16 protein-coding genes are annotated in these 16,085 nt (G+C 74.3%); 8 read left to right on the forward strand and 8 right to left on the reverse strand.

Annotated features, from left to right (window positions below; genetic code table 11):
* The first annotated feature begins 82 nt into the window (after nt 1–82).
* Nucleotides 83–1,498, forward strand: coding sequence for a DHA2 family efflux MFS transporter permease subunit (locus tag BLV02_RS25015; protein ID WP_069109110.1), 1,416 nt, complete (start codon nt 83–85; stop codon nt 1,496–1,498).
* Here the strand turns inward: BLV02_RS25015 and BLV02_RS25020 are convergent.
* The 3 genes from BLV02_RS25020 to BLV02_RS25030 are packed head-to-tail and all read right to left on the reverse strand — an operon-like array spanning nt 1,488 to nt 3,636.
* A complete protein-coding gene (locus tag BLV02_RS25020) occupies nt 1,488–2,285 on the reverse strand; it encodes an alpha/beta fold hydrolase (protein WP_069109109.1) in 798 nt (265 codons plus the stop codon). The two genes, BLV02_RS25015 and BLV02_RS25020, sit on opposite strands and share 11 nt — an antisense overlap.
* 26 nt (nt 2,286–2,311) lie before the next feature.
* A complete protein-coding gene (locus BLV02_RS25025) occupies nt 2,312–3,040 on the reverse strand; it encodes an SRPBCC family protein (protein WP_069109108.1) in 729 nt (242 codons plus the stop codon).
* Between the two features lie 2 nt (nt 3,041–3,042).
* Complete coding sequence (locus tag BLV02_RS25030) at nt 3,043–3,636, reverse strand: ArsR/SmtB family transcription factor (RefSeq protein ID WP_171906624.1); 594 nt, start codon at nt 3,634–3,636, stop codon at nt 3,043–3,045.
* Nucleotides 3,637–3,730: 94 nt separating this feature from the next.
* Here BLV02_RS25030 and dinB point away from each other — a divergent pair, with 94 nt between their 5' ends.
* Nucleotides 3,731–4,921, forward strand: coding sequence for a DNA polymerase IV (gene dinB, locus BLV02_RS25035; RefSeq protein WP_069109578.1), 1,191 nt, complete (start codon nt 3,731–3,733; stop codon nt 4,919–4,921).
* Here dinB and BLV02_RS25040 read toward each other — a convergent pair.
* Nucleotides 4,899–5,486 carry a dihydrofolate reductase family protein gene (locus BLV02_RS25040; RefSeq protein ID WP_069109107.1) on the reverse strand — a complete coding sequence of 196 codons (588 nt, stop codon included), beginning with the start codon at nt 5,484–5,486 and terminating at the stop codon, nt 4,899–4,901. The genes dinB and BLV02_RS25040 overlap by 23 nt on opposite strands.
* A gap of 128 nt (nt 5,487–5,614) precedes the next feature.
* Between BLV02_RS25040 and BLV02_RS25045 the strand changes: the two genes are divergently transcribed.
* The 5 genes from BLV02_RS25045 (at nt 5,615) to BLV02_RS25065 (ending at nt 11,027) form a co-directional block, all read left to right on the forward strand.
* Nucleotides 5,615–6,214 (forward strand): hypothetical protein, encoded by a 600-nt coding sequence (locus BLV02_RS25045; RefSeq protein WP_141711351.1) that lies wholly within the window; start codon nt 5,615–5,617, stop codon nt 6,212–6,214.
* Nucleotides 6,215–6,335: 121 nt separating this feature from the next.
* Nucleotides 6,336–7,838, forward strand: a complete 1,503-nt coding sequence (locus tag BLV02_RS25050; RefSeq protein ID WP_171906623.1) for a GntP family permease — start codon at nt 6,336–6,338, stop codon at nt 7,836–7,838.
* Nucleotides 7,835–9,163 carry a four-carbon acid sugar kinase family protein gene (locus BLV02_RS25055; protein WP_069109106.1) on the forward strand — a complete coding sequence of 443 codons (1,329 nt, stop codon included), beginning with the start codon at nt 7,835–7,837 and terminating at the stop codon, nt 9,161–9,163. Before BLV02_RS25050 ends, BLV02_RS25055 begins: the two co-directional genes overlap by 4 nt.
* Nucleotides 9,164–9,182: 19 nt before the next feature.
* Nucleotides 9,183–10,223, forward strand: a complete 1,041-nt coding sequence (gene pdxA / locus BLV02_RS25060) for a 4-hydroxythreonine-4-phosphate dehydrogenase PdxA (protein WP_069109105.1) — start codon at nt 9,183–9,185, stop codon at nt 10,221–10,223.
* A gap of 15 nt (nt 10,224–10,238) precedes the next feature.
* Nucleotides 10,239–11,027 (forward strand): DeoR/GlpR family DNA-binding transcription regulator, encoded by a 789-nt coding sequence (locus tag BLV02_RS25065; protein WP_069109104.1) that lies wholly within the window; start codon nt 10,239–10,241, stop codon nt 11,025–11,027.
* A gap of 9 nt (nt 11,028–11,036) precedes the next feature.
* Here the strand turns inward: BLV02_RS25065 and BLV02_RS25070 are convergent, their stop codons facing one another.
* Genes BLV02_RS25070 through BLV02_RS36745 form a run of 3 tightly spaced genes read right to left on the reverse strand, consistent with a single transcriptional unit; the run spans nt 11,037 to nt 12,185 of the window.
* Nucleotides 11,037–11,789 carry a GNAT family N-acetyltransferase gene (locus BLV02_RS25070; RefSeq protein WP_069109103.1) on the reverse strand — a complete coding sequence of 251 codons (753 nt, stop codon included), beginning with the start codon at nt 11,787–11,789 and terminating at the stop codon, nt 11,037–11,039.
* Nucleotides 11,790–11,810: 21 nt separating this feature from the next.
* The gene (locus BLV02_RS25075; protein ID WP_069109102.1) at nt 11,811–12,014 is read right to left on the reverse strand and encodes a hypothetical protein; all 204 of its coding nucleotides are present in this window, start codon (nt 12,012–12,014) and stop codon (nt 11,811–11,813) included.
* Between the two features lie 33 nt (nt 12,015–12,047).
* Complete coding sequence (locus BLV02_RS36745) at nt 12,048–12,185, reverse strand: hypothetical protein (RefSeq protein WP_171906622.1); 138 nt, start codon at nt 12,183–12,185, stop codon at nt 12,048–12,050.
* 121 nt (nt 12,186–12,306) lie between these two features.
* Between BLV02_RS36745 and BLV02_RS25080 the strand changes: the two genes are divergently transcribed.
* Nucleotides 12,307–12,846, forward strand: coding sequence for a dihydrofolate reductase family protein (locus BLV02_RS25080; protein WP_069109101.1), 540 nt, complete (start codon nt 12,307–12,309; stop codon nt 12,844–12,846).
* Here the strand turns inward: BLV02_RS25080 and BLV02_RS25085 are convergent.
* Nucleotides 12,831–16,067, reverse strand: coding sequence for an AfsR/SARP family transcriptional regulator (locus tag BLV02_RS25085; RefSeq protein ID WP_069109100.1), 3,237 nt, complete (start codon nt 16,065–16,067; stop codon nt 12,831–12,833). The genes BLV02_RS25080 and BLV02_RS25085 overlap by 16 nt on opposite strands.
* Nucleotides 16,068–16,085 lie beyond the last annotated feature (18 nt).

Raw genomic sequence — 16,085 nt, forward strand, 5'->3', positions numbered from 1 at the left:
CAGATCCGTGCCGCGGCGAGAAGTCATCGCGGCGAGTTCCGGACGGTGCGCGGATCTGCCCCTGGTGACGAAAGGAGTCGTGATGAGCTCTCGCTCGCACCGGGCCTGGGTGCTGGCCCTCACCTCGGTCGCCTCGCTGATGGTGGCCCTGGACACGTTGATCGTGACCGTGGCCCTGAGCACCATCAGGGACGAACTCGGCGCCACGCTGGAAGAACTGGAATGGACCGTCAACGCCTACAACGTCAGCCTGGCGGTGCTGCTGCTGACCGGGTCGGCGCTCGGCGACCGCTACGGACGGCGCCGCATGTTCGCCGTCGGCCTGGTGGCGTTCACCGCGTCGTCGACGGCCTGCGCGCTGGCGCCGGGCGTCGGCTGGCTCATCGCGGCCCGCATCGCCCAGGGCGCCGGCGCCGCCCTGCTGATGCCGTTGTCGCTCGCGCTGCTCAGTGCCGCCTTCCCGGCCGAGCGCCGCGGCCGGGCGCTGGGCATCTTCATGGGGGTGACCGGGCTGTCGGTGGTCGGCGGCCCGCTGCTGGGTGGCGCGATCACCGAGGGGCTGTCCTGGGAGTGGATCTTCTGGCTGAACGTGCCGCTCGGGCTGCTGGTGCTGCCGTTCGCGCTGACCCGGATCGACGAGAGCCGCGGCGCCCGCACGTCGCTCGACCTGACCGGGCTGGTGCTGGCCACGGGCGCGGCGCTCGGGCTGGTGTGGGGGCTGGTCCGTGGCAACGGCGCCGGCTGGGCCAGCGCGGAGGTCGTGACGACACTGGCGCTCGGCGCGGTGCTGCTGGTGGCGTTCGTCGGGTGGGAGCGGCGGGCGGCGCACGCGATGCTGCCGATGAGCCTGTTCCGGTCGCGGTCGTTCTCGGCCGGCAACGCGGCCGGGTTCCTGCTGATCGCGTCGCTGTTCGGGACGCTGTTCCTGATCGCTCAGTTCCTGCAGGTCGCGCAGGGGCACTCGCCGCTGCAGGCAGGGCTGCGGCTGGTGCCGTGGACGGGGTGTCTCATGGTGGTGGCGCCGATCGCGGGCGCGCTGGTCGACCGGTTCGGCGAGCGGCCGTTCCTGGCCGGCGGGCTGGTGCTGCAGGCGGCCGGGTTCGGCTGGCTGGCGCTGATCGCGTCGCCCGGGCTGGCCTACGCCGCGATGGTCCCGCCGCTGGTGATCGCCGGCATCGGCATCGCGATGGCGATGCCGGCGACGCAGAACTCCGCCGTCGGGTCCGTCCCCGAGCAGCTGATCGGCAAGGCCGCCGGCGCGAACACGATGCTGCGCCAGCTGGGTGGCGTGTTCGGCATCGCGGTGCTGGTGGCCGTCTTCGCCGCCCGGGGTGGCTACGAGTCGCCGGAGGAGTTCGCCGACGGGTTCGCGGCCGCAATGACCGGCGCGTTCCTGCTGGCCCTGGCCGGCGCCGCCGTGGGGCTGCTGGTGCCCGGACGGCGGACGACGGCGGCTCCGGCTCAGGGGGAGCGGACGGCGGAGGTCGTCAGGAGCTGAAGTACTCCACCAGCACCGGAGCGTGCACGGCCGCCTTGACCATGTGCGTCTGGCCGGGCAGGGTCCGGTGCCGCGCGTTCGGCAGCACCTCGGCCAGCCGCCGCTGGCTGCCCCGCATGTACTCGGGGCTCTTGCCGCCGTCCATGACGAGCGCCGGCTGGGTGACCGCGGACCACCGGTCGGCGGGGAACGGCTTGCCGTAGCCGGTGTCGCCGAGCACGCGGAAGTCGTTCGGGATGGTGTGCGCCACGGCCTTGAGCTTCTTCCACACCGGAGTGAGCCGCATGACCGCGATGCCCGCGGCCGGCACGCCGACGGTCTTCATGAACAGCTTGACGACGTCGCCGCGGCGGCCGGCCGCGACCAGCGCGTCGGTGCGGGCCAGGAGGTCGGGCGGCCACGGCTTCGCGGTGTCGTCGGTGATGGCGGGCAGCTCGTACAGCGCCAGCTTCGCGATGCCGGAGCCGGGCCGCTTCGCCGTCTCGAGGGTGAGCGCCGCGCCGGACGAGACGCCGTACACGAACACGTCGCCGCCGGCCGCGGCGATCAGCGCCTCGAGGTCCTCGGTCTCGCGTTCGACGGCGTACGGCGCGGTGTCGCCGCTCTCGCCCCGGCCGCGCCGGTCGTAGGTGTAGACGGTGAACGTCGAGGCCAGGCCGTCGGCGAGGCCGGACATGGGGCCGAAGTCGCGGTAGCACAGGGCGCCGTCGACGAGGATCAGCGGCGGGCCGGAGCCGGCCTTGGTGTACGCGATGACGGTGCCGTCGGCCGAGGTGACGGTGGACATGGGCGGGCTCTCCTTGTCGGGTGGGATCAGCCGAAGACGCGGGTCAGCCAGGACTGCCAGGCGGCGTCGGTGTGACGGTGCGCGTCGTCGGCGAAGACGTGGTGGGAGGCGATCATCGGGCCGCGGAACCCCTTGATGAAGCGGAGCAGCGCGTCGCCGGTGCGGACGCCGAGGGTGTCGGCGTTGACGTAGTACACGACGCCGTCCTCGTCCGGCAGCCTGACGGTGTCGCCGGCCCGGACGGGGGCGGTGAGGCCGAGCTCGTCGTGCAGCCTGGCCCAGGCGACGTCCCAGTCGGCGACGGGCGGGCCGAACGCCGTGACGGGCGTGGCGGTGCGGCCGGCGAAGTGGGCGAGGTACTCGAACAGCGTCTGGAAGAACATCTCGTGGCCGCGCGACATCGCCTCGAACTCGTCGGCCCAGTCGTCGCCCGGCAGGAATCCGCTGGCCACCACCCGCAGCGTGGTGCTGCCGTGGTCGCGGCCCTCGAGCAGGAACTCGTAGGCGACGAACCGGCCGTCGGGCTCGGGGGTCTCGCCGTAGGCCAGCCGCTCGCCGGGCTTCCACGCGGTGACGTCGTACGACGGCGCGTAGCCGCCGAAGTCGATGCGGACGCTGCCGTCGGGGCCGGGCTCGACGTCGGCCTTGCCCATGAACCACGAGTCGATGCCGGGACCGGTGGCGATGGCGTCCCACACCTGCTCGGGCGTGGCGTCGAGGTCGGCCTGGTGGGCGGACTCGAACCGGTGACCCATGATCAGGACTCCTTCGGGGTGTCGACGCTCGGGTGGACGGCGACGACGACGCGGTGCGTACGCCCGCCGTCGGCGGAGTCGTCGTGATACTTGGCGACCAGCGCGCTGACGGCGCCGCCCAGCTCTTCGGCGAACGCGGCGCGGTCGGCGGCCGAGGCGAAGCGCACCTCGCCGTCGATGGCGAACGTGGCCACCCGCTTGCGCGCCTTCGTCGACGCCGTGAGCAGCAGCCCGACGTCGCGGACCAGTTTCGACGCGAGCGCCAGCAGCCAGCGCGCGGACAGCTTGTCGGGGGAGCGGGACGGGTCGGGCTGCACCGCCGCGAGCGCCGTCGGCGAGATGACGTACGACGCCGCCGTCGCCTGGAGCACCCGCTCGGTGACGTTGCCCTTCCGGCGCTCCTCGACCAGCTCGACCAGCCCGTGCCGTTCGAGCGTGCGCAGGTGGTAGTTCACCTTCTGCCGGGCCAGCCCGACGCGCCCGGCCAGCATGGTGGCCGACAGCGGCTCGGCGAGCTCGGCCAGCAGCCGGGTGCGCATGGGGTCCAGCGACGCCTCGGCCGCTGCGGGGTCTTCGATCACCGTCACGTCCTGCATGCCGACCATGCTGTCACCGACAAATACATTTGTCAAGAAGATGCAGACTGTCGGAGGTCTTGGCATCGTGTGAGGATGATGCGAACATGTGTTCGTGGCCAGGCGGGCGAACATCCTGCATGCCGACCTCGACGCCTTCTACGCGTCGGTCGAGCAGCGCGACGACCCCGACCTGCGCGGCAAGCCCGTCATCGTCGGCGGGGGTGTGGTGCTGGCGGCCAGCTACGAGGCCAAGGCGCGCGGCGTGCGCACGGCGATGGGCGGCCGGCAGGCGCGCCGGCTGTGCCCCGACGCCGTCGTCGTCTCGCCGCGCATGTCCGCCTACTCCGCGGCCAGCGAGGCGGTGTTCGAGGTGTTCCGGCGCACCACCCCGATGGTCGAAGGGCTCTCCATCGACGAGGCGTTCCTCGACGTCGGCGGGCTGGCGAAGATCTCCGGTTCACCGCCCGAGATCGCCGCCCGGCTCCGCGCCGACGTGCTGCGCACCGTCGGGCTGCCCATCACCGTCGGCGTCGCCCGCACGAAGTTCCTCGCCAAGGTGGCCAGCGCCGTCGCCAAGCCCGACGGCCTGCTGGTGGTCGAGCCCGACCGCGAGCTCGACTTCCTGCATCCGCTGCCGATCGAGAGGCTGTGGGGCGTCGGCGAGAAGACGTCGGTGAAGCTGCGCCAGCGCGGCATCCACACCGTCGGCGACGTCGCTCTGCTCGCGGAGCGCTCGCTGGTCGCCATCGTCGGCCCGGCGGCCGGCCGGCACCTGCACGCGCTCTCCATCGGCCGCGACCCGCGCCGCGTCGTCGTCGGCCAGCGCCGCCACTCCATCGGGTCGCAGCACGCGCTCGGCAGCCGCCGCCGCACGCCGGCCGAGCTGGACGCCGTCGTCGTCGGCATCATCGACCGCGTCACCCGGCGGCTGCGCGCCGCCCACCGGGTCTGCCGCACCGTCGTGCTGCGGCTGCGCTTCGACGACTACACCCGGGCGACCCGCTCGCACACGCTGGCCGAGCCGACGTCGCACACCGGGCAGCTGCTCACCGTGGTGCGCAACCTCGTCGCGGCCACGGCGCCGACCATCGAGGCGCGCGGCCTCACGCTGGTCGGCGTCGCGCTGAGCAACCTCGAGGACGACGATCCGCTGCAGCTGGCGCTGCCCATCGACCGCCACGGCGGCAGCGCCCTCGACGCCACCGTCGACGACGTCCGCAACCGCTTCGGCGTCAGCGCCGTCACCCGGGCCGTGCTGCTGAACAAGGACGAGGGCCTCGTCATGCCGATGCTGCCGGACTGACCACGCGATAGCGCAGGTGGGTGGCCTCCGGGGTGTCGAAGACGCGGACGATCTCGAGCTCGATCTCCGCGGGCAGCAGGTCGAACAGCCGCCGGCCCCCGCCGAGCAGCACCGGCACCTGGGCGAGCTGCAGCTCGTCCAGCACGCCGGCCGCGAGCGCCTGCTGGGCGGTGTGCCCGCCCTGGACGTGCACGTCCTTGTCGCCGGCGGCGGCCCGTGCCTGCTCCATCGCGCTGGCGATGCCGTCGGTCACGTAGGTCACCAGCGGGTAGCCGAACCGCGCGGCCGGCCCCGGCGGGCGGTGGCTGACGACGAAGATCGGCAGGCCGCCGAGGTCGCCGCCCCAGTGGTCCATCAGCTCGGCCGTGCGCCGCCCGGTGACGACGGCGCCGGCCGCCCCCATCGCCTCCATCACCTGCGCCGCCGGCCCTGTGACCTCGGCGAACTCGCCGCCCGGCGCGAACCACTCGTGCAGCCGGTGTCCCTCGGGGCCGCCGAGGAAGTCGTCGGGAGCGGCGATGTAGCCGTCGACGGACACGGACATGTAGAGCACCGATGTGGACATGGTCCCTCCTTCGTGAGGTGCCCGGCGGACTCAACTGTGTCCTATGGACACAGTTTGCGCAAGACTTGGTGGCCCGAGATGTCCGGAACCGCCCCCATGAGTGTCGTCCAGCCGGAATGATGGTCCCCGTGGCGGCGGACGCTTCCGATCTGCGAGATGACGCGCTCTGGCTCGGCGGTGCCTACGAGCTGGCCGTCGAGTTGGGCGAACGCGACGATGCGCGCCTCGAGGCGGCGTTGACGACGCTGTGGGCGGCCGCCGAGGTCGCCGGGTGTCATGCGGCCGGCCGCGACGACCCCGGCACGTGGACCGACGCGCCGTGCAGCGCGGCCGAACTGCAGCGGCACGGCCGGCTGGCCGGGCTCGTCACGCTGCCACGCCAGCGCACCGTCGTGTGCGGGGCGCGGGCCGTCCGGCAGGTGTCCGGCACCGACTGGCTGGTGTTCTTCATCCCGGTCGGCGCGCTGGATCTCGCCGAACCGCGCAGTGCCGCCTTCCCGTTCCGCGGCGGCGACTCCCTGCTCTGGCGGCGGCCGCTGGACCGCTGGCTGGCCGGTATCGGCGCCCGCCTGTTCGCGGCCGTGCCGTTCCGGCTGGCGCTGATCGGTCCCGAGGTCGCGGGCCTGACGACGGCGCGGTCGCTGGGTGGCCAGCCGCCGGCCGAGCGGTGGGCGGCCTACCTGATCCCGTCCGGCTCCGGCCTGGAATACCACCACGCGGACCGCTGAAGTTGCGCAGTTTCCGCAACTTGCTCGCTCTACTGGCTTGATTTGAGCAGCTTGACTCGGCATAGTGGCGCCCACTTCACAGCATCTGCCCCCGTGTCAGGCAACCCGCTGGAGGATCGGCGTGGATCTTCAACTGCTGGCAGCCCTTGTCCTCGGCATCGCCACCATCGTCGTGATCGTGCTCTGGACCCGGCTCGACGCGTTCGTCGCGCTGCTCGTCGCGGCCCTCGTGACCGGCTTCGTCGCCGGATCGCCGGCCACCGACACCCTGAACTCGATCACGGCCGGGTTCGGCAGCACGATGGGCTCGATCGGCATCGTCATCGGACTGGGGGTCGCCGTCGGCAAGATCCTGGAGGTCTCGGGCGCGGCCGACGCCCTGGCCCGGGCGTTCGTGCGGGCGCTCGGCGCCGGCCGGGAACCGTGGGCGATGGCCGGAACCGGCGCCATGGTCTCGATCCCGGTGTTCTGCGACTCCGGGTACGTGATCATGAACCCGCTGGCGCGCTCGATCGCTCGCCGCAAGCGCGCCGGGTACGTGACGCTGGCGCTCGCGCTCGGGTGCGGCATGACGCTCACCCACCACCTCGTCCCGCCGACGCCGGGCCCGCTCGGCGTGGCCGGCATCCTCGGCGCCGACCTCGGCGGGCTGGTGCTCGCCGGGCTGGTCTTCACCGTGCTGCTGCTGCCGATCGTCGTGCTGTACGCCCGCTGGATCGGCCCGCAGCTGGAGAGCCAGCTGCTCCCGCCGGTGCGCGAGTCCGTCTACGGGCGAGCCGGCGTCGCGTCCGGGCCGCCGTCGAGTGCCGTCGGCCTGCGCGAGCGCGACACCGCCGCGGACACGGACGGCGCCGGGACCGGCGACGACGTCGTGATCGACGACCCCGCGGCGGCGCTCGGGACCCCGCCTCCTGGCGCGAGCCCGCACCGGGTCTCGGCCGGCGTCGCCTCGCTGCCGCTCGTGGTGCCGCTGCTGCTGATCGTCGCGAACACCGTCACGACGGCCGTCGACCGCAACCGTCAGGGCGTGCTGACCGGCGACGAGGGCTACGAACCGTCCCGGCTCGCCGAGGTCCTGGCCTTCGTGGGCAGCCCGGTCGTCGCGCTGCTGATCGGCGTCCTGCTCGCCGTGTACGTGCTGCTGCCGCGCTGGACCACCCGTAGCCAGGTGGGCGGCTGGCTGTCCGAGGCGGCCTCCTCGGCCGGGCTGATCCTGCTGATCACCGGCGCCGGCGGGGCGCTGGGCCAGGTGCTGCGCGACTCCGGGGTCGGCGAGGAGCTGGCCGAGGCGATCGCGTCGGCCAGCCTGCCGGGTGTGCTCGTGCCGTTCCTGGTCGCCACGCTGGTCCGGATCGCGCAGGGCTCCGGGACGGTCGCGATGATCACGGCCGCGTCGGTGTCGGCGCCGCTGGTGCCGTCGCTGGGGCTCGCTCCGCTGGCGGCCGCCCTGGCCTGCTGCGCCGGCTCGATGGTGTTCAGCTACTTCAACGACTCGTACTTCTGGGTGGTGACCCGGTTCACCGGGCTCGACGGCGTGGCGGCGATCCGCGGCTGGTCCGGCATCACCACCGCCGTGTGGCTCGGCTCGCTGCCGCTGGTCCTGGTCGCCGGGGCCGTGTTGTGACGACGGCCGCGCTGCTCGTCATCGCCGACGATCTGACCGGGGCCAACGCGGCCGCCGCCGGGTTCGCCCGGGCCGGTCTGCGGTCGGTGACGGCCGGCGCGGACCAGCCGCCGGGCGTCGTGGCCGAGCTCGCGTCCCGCTACGACGCCGTCGTCGTCAGCACGGACGCGCGGCACGCGTCCGGGCCGGAGGCCGCCGGGCGGGCCACGGCCGTCGTGCGCGCGGGCTGGCCGGTGCGGCTGGTCTGCAACCGGGTCGACTCCACCCTGCGGGGCAACGTCGGCGCGACGACGGCGGCGGTGCTGGCCGCCGTCACGGCCGAGTCGGGGCGCCGCGCGGTGGCGCTGTGCGCGCCGGCGCACCCGGAGGCGGGCCGGCAGACGGTCGAGGGACGGCAGCTGCTCGACGGCGTCCGGCTGGAGGACACCGAGCTGGCCCGCGATCCGCGATCGCCCGTGCGCCGGTCCGAGGTGGCGCTGCTGCTGGGGGAGCAGGCGGACCTGCGCATCGCGGAGCTGCCCCTCTCGCTCGTCACGGGAGGCACCGCCGCGCTGGCCGACGGCGTCCGTGACAGGCTCGCGGCCGGCGCCGACGTCATCGTCGCCGACGCGCTCACACTCGAGCACCTGGACCGGACGGCGGCAGCGGCGGTCGCGGCGGGCGGCGACGACGTCGTCTGGGTGGGCGTCGACCCCGGTCCCGCGTCCGTGGCCCTGGCCCGTGCGCTGGGAATCGCCGGGAGCGCCGAGGGCGCACCGCTGCTCGCGGTCTCCGGCTCGGCGACCGGTCTCACCCGGCTTCAGCTGGCCAGGCTGCGGGCCGCGCGGCGGGTGACGGTGGTGCCCGCGGCCCCGTCGGACAGCGGCCCGGTCCCCGACGTGGACGCGACGGCCGCCGCGCTGTCGCACGCCCTGGCCGCCGCCGGCGCGGCCGACGTCGTGCTGCTCGCGTCCGTGCTCGACGACGCCGACGTCGTCGGCATCACGCCGGACGACGCGCCACTCCTGCCCGCCGCGCTGGCCCGGGTGGCGCGGCGGGCGCTGGAGACGCGGGCGGTGGACGGGCTCTTCGCGACCGGCGGCGACCTGGCCGCCGCGCTGTTCGCGGAGCTCGGCGCCTACGGTCTCGACGTGGAGACCGAGGTGGAACCGCTCGCCGTGGCCGGCACCGTCGTCGGCGGGCCCTGGGCCGGCCTGCCGGTGGTCACGAAGGGCGGGCTGATCGGTTCCGCCGACACCATCGTCGGCTGCGGCGACCACCTGCGCGCCACCGCCGAGGCGACCCGCCGCCGCGTCCACGCCGCGCAGTCCCGAACACCGCAGTGAACCGAACCCGGAGGTACCGATGACCCGTCCCGTCCTTGCCGTCACGCTCGGCGATCCCGCCGGGATCGGCCCGGAGATCACCGCGCGGACGCTGGCCGAGGTCGCCGGCCAGGACGCCCACCACGGCGTCGCCGTCGGTGACGCCGAGGCGCTGCGCCGCGGCGCCCGGGCCGCCGGGCTGGACGTCGACGTCCGTGTCGTCCCGGACTTCGCCGTCCCGCCCGCCGGGCCCGGCACCATCGACGTCGTCGACACCGGCGTGCTCGGCGCCGACGTCCCCGCCTGGGGGACGGTCGACGCGCGGGCCGGGCGGGCGGCGGTGGCCGCCATCGAGACGGCCACGCGCGCGGCGCTCGACGGCGCCGTCGCGGGCATCGTCACGGGCCCGATCAACAAGGAGGCGATCTGGGCGGCCGGGTCGCAGCACCTCGGGCACACCGAGATGCTCGGCGAGCTGACCGGCGTCACCCGTCAGGACACCATGTTCGTGGTCCGCAACACCGCCGTCGAGGGGCATCACCTGCGGATCTTCTTCACCACCAGGCACGTGTCGCTGCGCCGGGCGCTGGACCAGATCACCCGGGAGTCGGTGGGCCGGTCGATCCGTGAGGCGATCGTCGCCCTGCGGGTGTTCGGCGTGGCCGAGCCGCGGCTGGCGGTGGCGGCGATCAACCCGCACGGCGGCGAGAACGGCGCCTTCGGCGACGAGGAGATCGTGCACATCGGGCCGGCCTGCGACGACGCGCGCGCCGAGGGCCTGTCCGTCACCGGTCCCGTGCCCGCGGACTCGGTGTTCCACCAGGGGCTCACCGGCCGGTACGACGGCGTGCTCTCGCACTTCCACGACCAGGGCCACATCGCCGCCAAGACCGTCGACTTCGACGGCACCATCTCCGTCACGGTCGGCCTGCCGATCCTGCGCACATCGGTCGACCACGGCACGGCATTCGACATCGCCGGCACCGGACGGGCCGACCACGGGACAATGCTGTCGGCATACCTCGCGGGGGTCGACTACAGCCCGTACGTCCCGGCCATCCGCGCCACCTACGGCAGCTGACGAATCGGGGGACGGGTGGAACGACGCAGCGCCCGCCGCGGCACGCGGGAACGCCATGACGCACTGGTCACCCTGCTGCGGCAGGGCATCACGCAGGTCGAGGAGCTCGCGGCGCAGCTGTCGGTGTCGCCGTCGACGGTGCGGCGCGACCTCAGCCGCCTGAACGCCGAGCGGCGGGTGGCCCGCACGTACGGCGGCGCGCTCGTCCCCGAGGCGTTCCACGAGCGTCCGATCGAGGAGAGCGCGCGGGTGCAGCTGCAGGCCAAGGCCGCCATCGCCGCGGCGGCCCTCCCGCTCGTCGAGCCGGGCAGCACGGTCTTCCTCGACGCGGGGACCACCTGCGGTGCGCTGGCCCGGCTGCTGGCTGAGCAGGACTGGGGCGGCGACGGCCTCACCGTCGTCACCCGCGGGCTCGAGACCGCCGTCGTCCTGACGGCCTCCGACCACGTCGAGACGGTGATCGTCGGCGGCCGGGTGCGCCGGCTCAGCCACGGTGTCGTCGGCCCGCTGGCCGACCTCGCCATCGACCGCCTCGGGTTCGCCGTCGCCTTCCTCGGCGCCGACGCGGTCGACCCCGCCCGCGGCGTCGGCGAGCCGACGCTGGAGGAGATCGCGGTCAAGGAGCGGGTCGCCGCCCGGGCCGGTCGCGTCGTCGTGCTGGCCGACGCCAGCAAGCTCGAGGTGACGACGGCGCCCGCGTGGACGAGTCTGGAACGGGGCTGGACGCTCATCACCGACGCCGCCGCGGCCCCCGATCTCGGCCGCCGGTGTCACGACGCCGGCGTCACGCTGGTCCGCGGCTGACCGCTCCGCTCAGCCGACCGGGTGGCGCATCCACACGTTGGGCTCGACGTAGACGGCGTGGTCGTGCTCGACGCTGCAGTGCACCGGCACAAGGGCCTGCGGCACGACGACCTCGCCGGACTCGTCGAACGGCAGGCCGGTCCACTCGCGCCAGTCGGCGAGCGTTCCGGAGATGACCATGGACCGCGGCGCCACCTTCTCGATGGTCGCGCCGGCCCGCGCGTGCACCCGCAGCCACGGGTCGGCGGGCAGGCCGTCGGGACGGGTGCGGAAGGCGTACTCCGTCATGGGGGTGTGCGGCTCCTGGTGCTTGGCGCTCGGTCGCACCGGCGCGACGAGTTCGGTGAACCCGAGCCGTCGGACGTTGTCGCGCATGGCCTGGAGCATGATGGCGGCGAGGCCCTGACCGCGCCGGTCCGGCCGGATGGAGATCTCGAGCGCCGACACCAGGTTGGGCTTCGTGCCGCGGTCGCGGTCGAGCGCCGCCCAGCGGATGACGCCGTCCCAGCCGTCGTCAGGCAGGTGTTCGCGGTTCTTGCCGCCGAACGCGAACGGGACGGTGTAGGCCAGAGCGACAGGTGTGTCCGGCGGCTCGTAGGCCGTCAGCACGTGCTCGGGATGATTCCGCTGGACATCCGCGTAGTAGAGGTCGGACGTCGGGTCGTGCTCCATGAACGTGGGCCACAGCTGCGGCAGCTTCCCGACCAACGCGGACAGCTCGGGCCGCTGGTCCCGAGGCTCGATGATCAAGTTCCCGGACATGGCCGGATTGTGTCATCTCGGTCAGTCGGGAAGCATGTCATTTTGCCGCTCGAGCGCCTGCCGCAGGAGCGCCGCCAGCGCCGCGGTGTGCTCCCTGGCCCGGGCGCCCGGCACGGTGCGCAGGTACTGGCCGTCGCCCGTGAGCAGGTGCTCCGGGTCGTCGAGGAGGGCAGCCTTGTGGAGCGACAGGCCGACACCATCCGTGGTCGCGGCGACGGCGCACACCCAGTGGTGCCAGTCGCCCGCCGGTCGTGAAGGTCAGCCGGTTCCACTTGATCGCCTCGTCGAGCCCGGGACGGAGGCGCGGACCTGGGCGGCGAGCCGTGCGGCGTCGTCGCGGCGGGCGGCCGGCAGCTGCTCGAGCCAGGTATCGATGTGGTGTGCCGGACCGGGCATGGGATACACCTCCTCTCGGTGGCGTACCCGTCGCTTCCTGGACTCAAGCGGACCTGAAGAAAACCGTAAGGCCGTCCGGGCATCGTGGTGTCATCGAGAACGAACCGACCAGGAGGACATCATGCGCAAGATCATCGAGTCGACCTTCATCACGCTCGACGGCTGCATCGGCGAGCCGCACGTCTGGGGCCAGCCGTACTGGGACGAGCAGCACGCCAGCTACAACGCGAAGCTGGTCGACGGCTCCGACGCGATGCTGCTGGGCCGCGAGACCTACGACGGCTTCAAGGACGCGTGGACGTCGCGGGCCGGCGACCCGGTCGCAGACCGCATGAACGCGCTGCCGAAGTACGTCGCGTCGCGGACGCTGACGGGCGACCTCGAATGGAACGCCCGTGCGCTGGAGGGCGACGTCGCCGAGGCCGTCGCGGCGCTCAAGCAGCAGCCCGGCGAGAACCTCATCAAGTACGGCACCGGCGAGTTCGACCGCACGCTGCTCGAGCACAAGCTGGTCGACGAGTACCACTTCTGGACGTACCCGGTCATCGCCGGTGGCGACGGGTACCGGCTGGGCGACGGCTTCGACCTCACCCACCTGAAGCTGATCGACCAGACCATCTTCGACTCCGGGATCATCGTGGGCGTCTACGCACCCAAGTGACCCGGCCCCGTGCGCGGCCGTCCGGCGAGTTCCCGGGCGGCCGCGTTGGTCATGCGCGTGCCGTCGGCGACGGCCGCCTCGAACGCGGCGTCGTCCTGTACCGATCGGACCAGCGCCGCGACGCGCTCGGACTCCAGCCGCTCGGCCGGTGACAGCGGGAAGCCGACGGCGTCGCGGGCGGCCTGGGTGGCGCCGAGCACGACGGCGGCATCGTGTGCCGCGCCGGACAGCGCCAGCGCGGCGGCCGCCCCTTCCAGCGCGGCGGTGTGGTCGCGGCCCGCGGAGATCTCGACGCCGGCATCGTGGGCGCGCAGGTGCAGGTCGAGCGCGGCCGCGGCGTCGCCACGGCCGGCGGCGAGCAGGCCGAGCTCGTTGAGCACCATCGGCGCGTAGAACGCGGTCCCGGCGGTCTCGGACTGCTCCTCGGCGCCGCGCAGCAGGCGGGTCAGCAGCTCCTCGGCGGCGTCGAGGTCGCCGGCCCGGCGGGCGGCGAAGCTCACGCTGAGCGACGCGAACACCTGCGCGGAGCGGCCGCTGTGCTCGGCCGCGAGCCGCAGCGCCCGCTCGCCGTGCTCGCGGGCGGCGAGGTTGTCGCCGGTCTGGACCTCGATCCAGGCCAGCCACGACAGCACGCCGGCGACCTCCGGCCACAGGCCCAGCGCCTCCGCCCGGGTCAGCGCGTCGGCACACAGTCGTCGCGCGCGGTCGTAGTCGCCGGTGAGGTCGGCCTGCCCGATCAGCCAGTCGGTCGCCTGCAGCACGCCCCAGCCGTCGCCGAGCTCGGTGAAGATCCGCACGGCCTGGGACGCCGTCGCCTCCATCGCGGCCGCGTCGCCGTTGACGTGCGCGAGCCGCCCCCGCAGCGTCAGCGCAGCGGCCTCACCCCAGCGGTTGCCGGTCGTCGCGAAGCCCTCGGTGGCGCGGTCCAGCAGCCGCTCGGTGACGGCGGCGTCGCCGAGGTCGAACGTGGCGTGGCAGAGGAACCACTCCGCGTGTGCCCGGCCGGCCGGGTCGTCGGCCGCGTCGAACGGGCGCAGCGCCGCCTCGCACCGCTCGGCCCAGTCGTGCTGGTCGCCCTGCAGGATGGTGATGCCGGTGTGCCAGGTGAGCGCCCGGCCTCGGACGGCGGGCGGCGCCTCGCCCGCGATCGCCAGCGCCGTCTCCAGCGCCCGGCGGGCCTCCGTCGGCCGGCCGCGCAGCAGCCGGTACCACGTCAGCGCGCCGGTCAGCCGCAGCGCCAGCTCGGCGTCGCCCAGCCGCTCGGCGGTGTCGAGCGCCGCGCGCTGGTTGGCCGACTCGACGTCGAGCGTGTGCAGCCATGCGCCCTGACGGTGACCGCGCAGCTCCGCGTCGGCCCGCTCGGCCAGGCCGGTGTAGTAGCGGGCGTGCCGGGCCCGGATGACGGCGTGCTCGCCGGACTCGTGCAGCCGGTTGACGCCGTACGCGGCGACGGACTCCAGCAGCCGATAGCGCGGCCCGTCCGCCCGTTCGTCGACCACGACCAGCGACCGGTCGACCAGCCGGGCCAGCAGGTCGAGGACGTCGAGGTCGCCGTCGTCGGCGCACACCGCCTCCGCGGCCGCCAGCGTGCAGCCGTCGGCGTGGACGGCCAGTCGCCGGAGCACGGTCTGCTCGTCCGGCTCCAGCAGGTTCCAGCTCCACTCGATGGCCGCGAGCAGGGTGCGCTGCCGGGCCGGCCGGTCGCGCGGCCCGCTGCCGAGCGCGCGGAAGCGGTCGTCCAGGCGCTCCAGCAGCGTGTGCACGCCCAGCGCGCGGACCCGGGTCGCGGCCAGCTCCAGCGCGAGCGGGATGCCGTCGAGGCGCCGGCACAGCTGGGCCACGGCCGGGCCGGTGGACGCGTCCAGCGTGAAGCCGCGCGCCGACGCCGTCGCCCGCTCGACGAACAGCCGTACTGCGCCGGACTCGGCGAGCTGGTCGTCGGCGTCGGGCAGGTCGAGCGGCGGGACGTCCCAGAGCACCTCGCCGCTGAGCCCGAGCGGCTCGCGGCTGGTGGCCAGGACGGTGACGCCGGGCGCGGCGCGCAGCAGCCGGTCGGCGAGCGCCGCCGCGTGCTCGACGAGGTGCTCGCAGTTGTCCAGGACCAGCAGCATCCGGCGCTCGTGCAGCGCCTCGGCCAGCCGGTCGGCCGGGGTGGCCGGTCGCTCGCCCGGCTCGGCGGCGTCGCGGATGCCGAGCGTGGCCATCGTCAGCTCGGCGATGTCGTCGACGGCGCGACGGGGATGCGGCCGCTCCAGCGCGGCCAGCTCGACCAGCCAGCCGCCGTCGTCGTAGCCGTCGGCCAGGGGGTGCGCCGCGGCCGTCGCCAGCCGGGTCTTGCCGACGCCGCCCGGGCCGGTCAGCGTGATCAGCCGCTCCTTGCCCAGCAGCTCGCGCAGGTCCTCCAGCGCGGCGTCGCGGCCGATCAGCGGGACCGGCGGCGGCAGGTTGGTGCGGGCCCGCCGCCGCTCCGGCGCCGGGGCCAGGCTCGGATCCTGTTCGAGGATGGCCTGGTGCAGGGCGGCCAGGTCCGGGCCGGGGTCCAGCCCCAGCTCGTCGGCCAGGCCGCGGCGGAACTCCTCGTAGCCGTCCAGCGCCTCGTGCTGCCGACCCGCCCGGTAGAGCGCGCGCAGGTGGACGGCGCGCAGCCGCTCGCGGAACGGGTGATCGGCGACGGGCGCGGCCAGCTCGGCGGCCAGGACGGTGTGCTCGCCCAGCTCCAGCCGCGCCTCGGCCAGCAGCTCGACCGCGGCCAGCCGGCGCTCCTCCCAGCCGGCGGCGACGGTCGCGGCGAACTCGTGGTCGGCGAAGTCGGCGAGGGCCGGGCCGCGCCAGAGGCCGAGCGCCTCCGACAGCAGCTCCTTGCGCCGGGCCGGGTCGCCGGCGTCCTGGGCGCGGGCCACGAGCTCGGCGAAGCGGGCGACGTCGACGGCGCCGGTCTCCAGCGCGTAGCCGGGAGCGCGGGAGACGACGAGGTCGCGGGCGCCCGGCTCGGCGTCGTCGAGCGCCTTGCGCAGCTGCGACACCCGCACCTGCAACGCGGCGCCCGGGTTGGCCGGCGCGTCGTCGCCCCAGACGTCGTCGGCCAGCCGGTCGGCCGACACCGTGCGGCCCTGGTGCACGAGGAGGTCGGCCAGCAGCGCTCGTACCTTCACCCCCGGGACGGTGACGCTGCCGCCGTCGTCGGTCCAGACGGCCAGTGGGCCGAGGACACCGAAACGCATGCGCACACCCTAACCACG

The sequence above is a fragment of the Jiangella alba genome, from assembly GCF_900106035.1.
Lineage (GTDB): Bacteria > Actinomycetota > Actinomycetes > Jiangellales > Jiangellaceae > Jiangella > Jiangella alba.

Bases quoted from the DNA above. Each gene is read 5' to 3' on its own strand.
- BLV02_RS25015 (WP_069109110.1), top strand. From the start codon at position 83: ATGAGCTCTCGCTCGCACCGGGCCTGGGTGCTGGCCCTCACCTCGGTC.
- BLV02_RS25020 (WP_069109109.1), bottom strand. From the start codon at position 2,285: ATGTCCACCGTCACCTCGGCCGACGGCACCGTCATCGCGTACACCAAG.
- BLV02_RS25025 (WP_069109108.1), bottom strand. From the start codon at position 3,040: ATGGGTCACCGGTTCGAGTCCGCCCACCAGGCCGACCTCGACGCCACG.
- BLV02_RS25030 (WP_171906624.1), bottom strand. From the start codon at position 3,636: ATGCAGGACGTGACGGTGATCGAAGACCCCGCAGCGGCCGAGGCGTCG.
- BLV02_RS25040 (WP_069109107.1), bottom strand. From the start codon at position 5,486: ATGTCCACATCGGTGCTCTACATGTCCGTGTCCGTCGACGGCTACATC.
- pdxA (WP_069109105.1), top strand. From the start codon at position 9,183: ATGACCCGTCCCGTCCTTGCCGTCACGCTCGGCGATCCCGCCGGGATC.
- BLV02_RS25070 (WP_069109103.1), bottom strand. From the start codon at position 11,789: ATGTCCGGGAACTTGATCATCGAGCCTCGGGACCAGCGGCCCGAGCTG.
- BLV02_RS36745 (WP_171906622.1), bottom strand. From the start codon at position 12,185: ATGCCCGGTCCGGCACACCACATCGATACCTGGCTCGAGCAGCTGCCG.
- BLV02_RS25080 (WP_069109101.1), top strand. From the start codon at position 12,307: ATGCGCAAGATCATCGAGTCGACCTTCATCACGCTCGACGGCTGCATC.
- BLV02_RS25085 (WP_069109100.1), bottom strand. From the start codon at position 16,067: ATGCGTTTCGGTGTCCTCGGCCCACTGGCCGTCTGGACCGACGACGGC.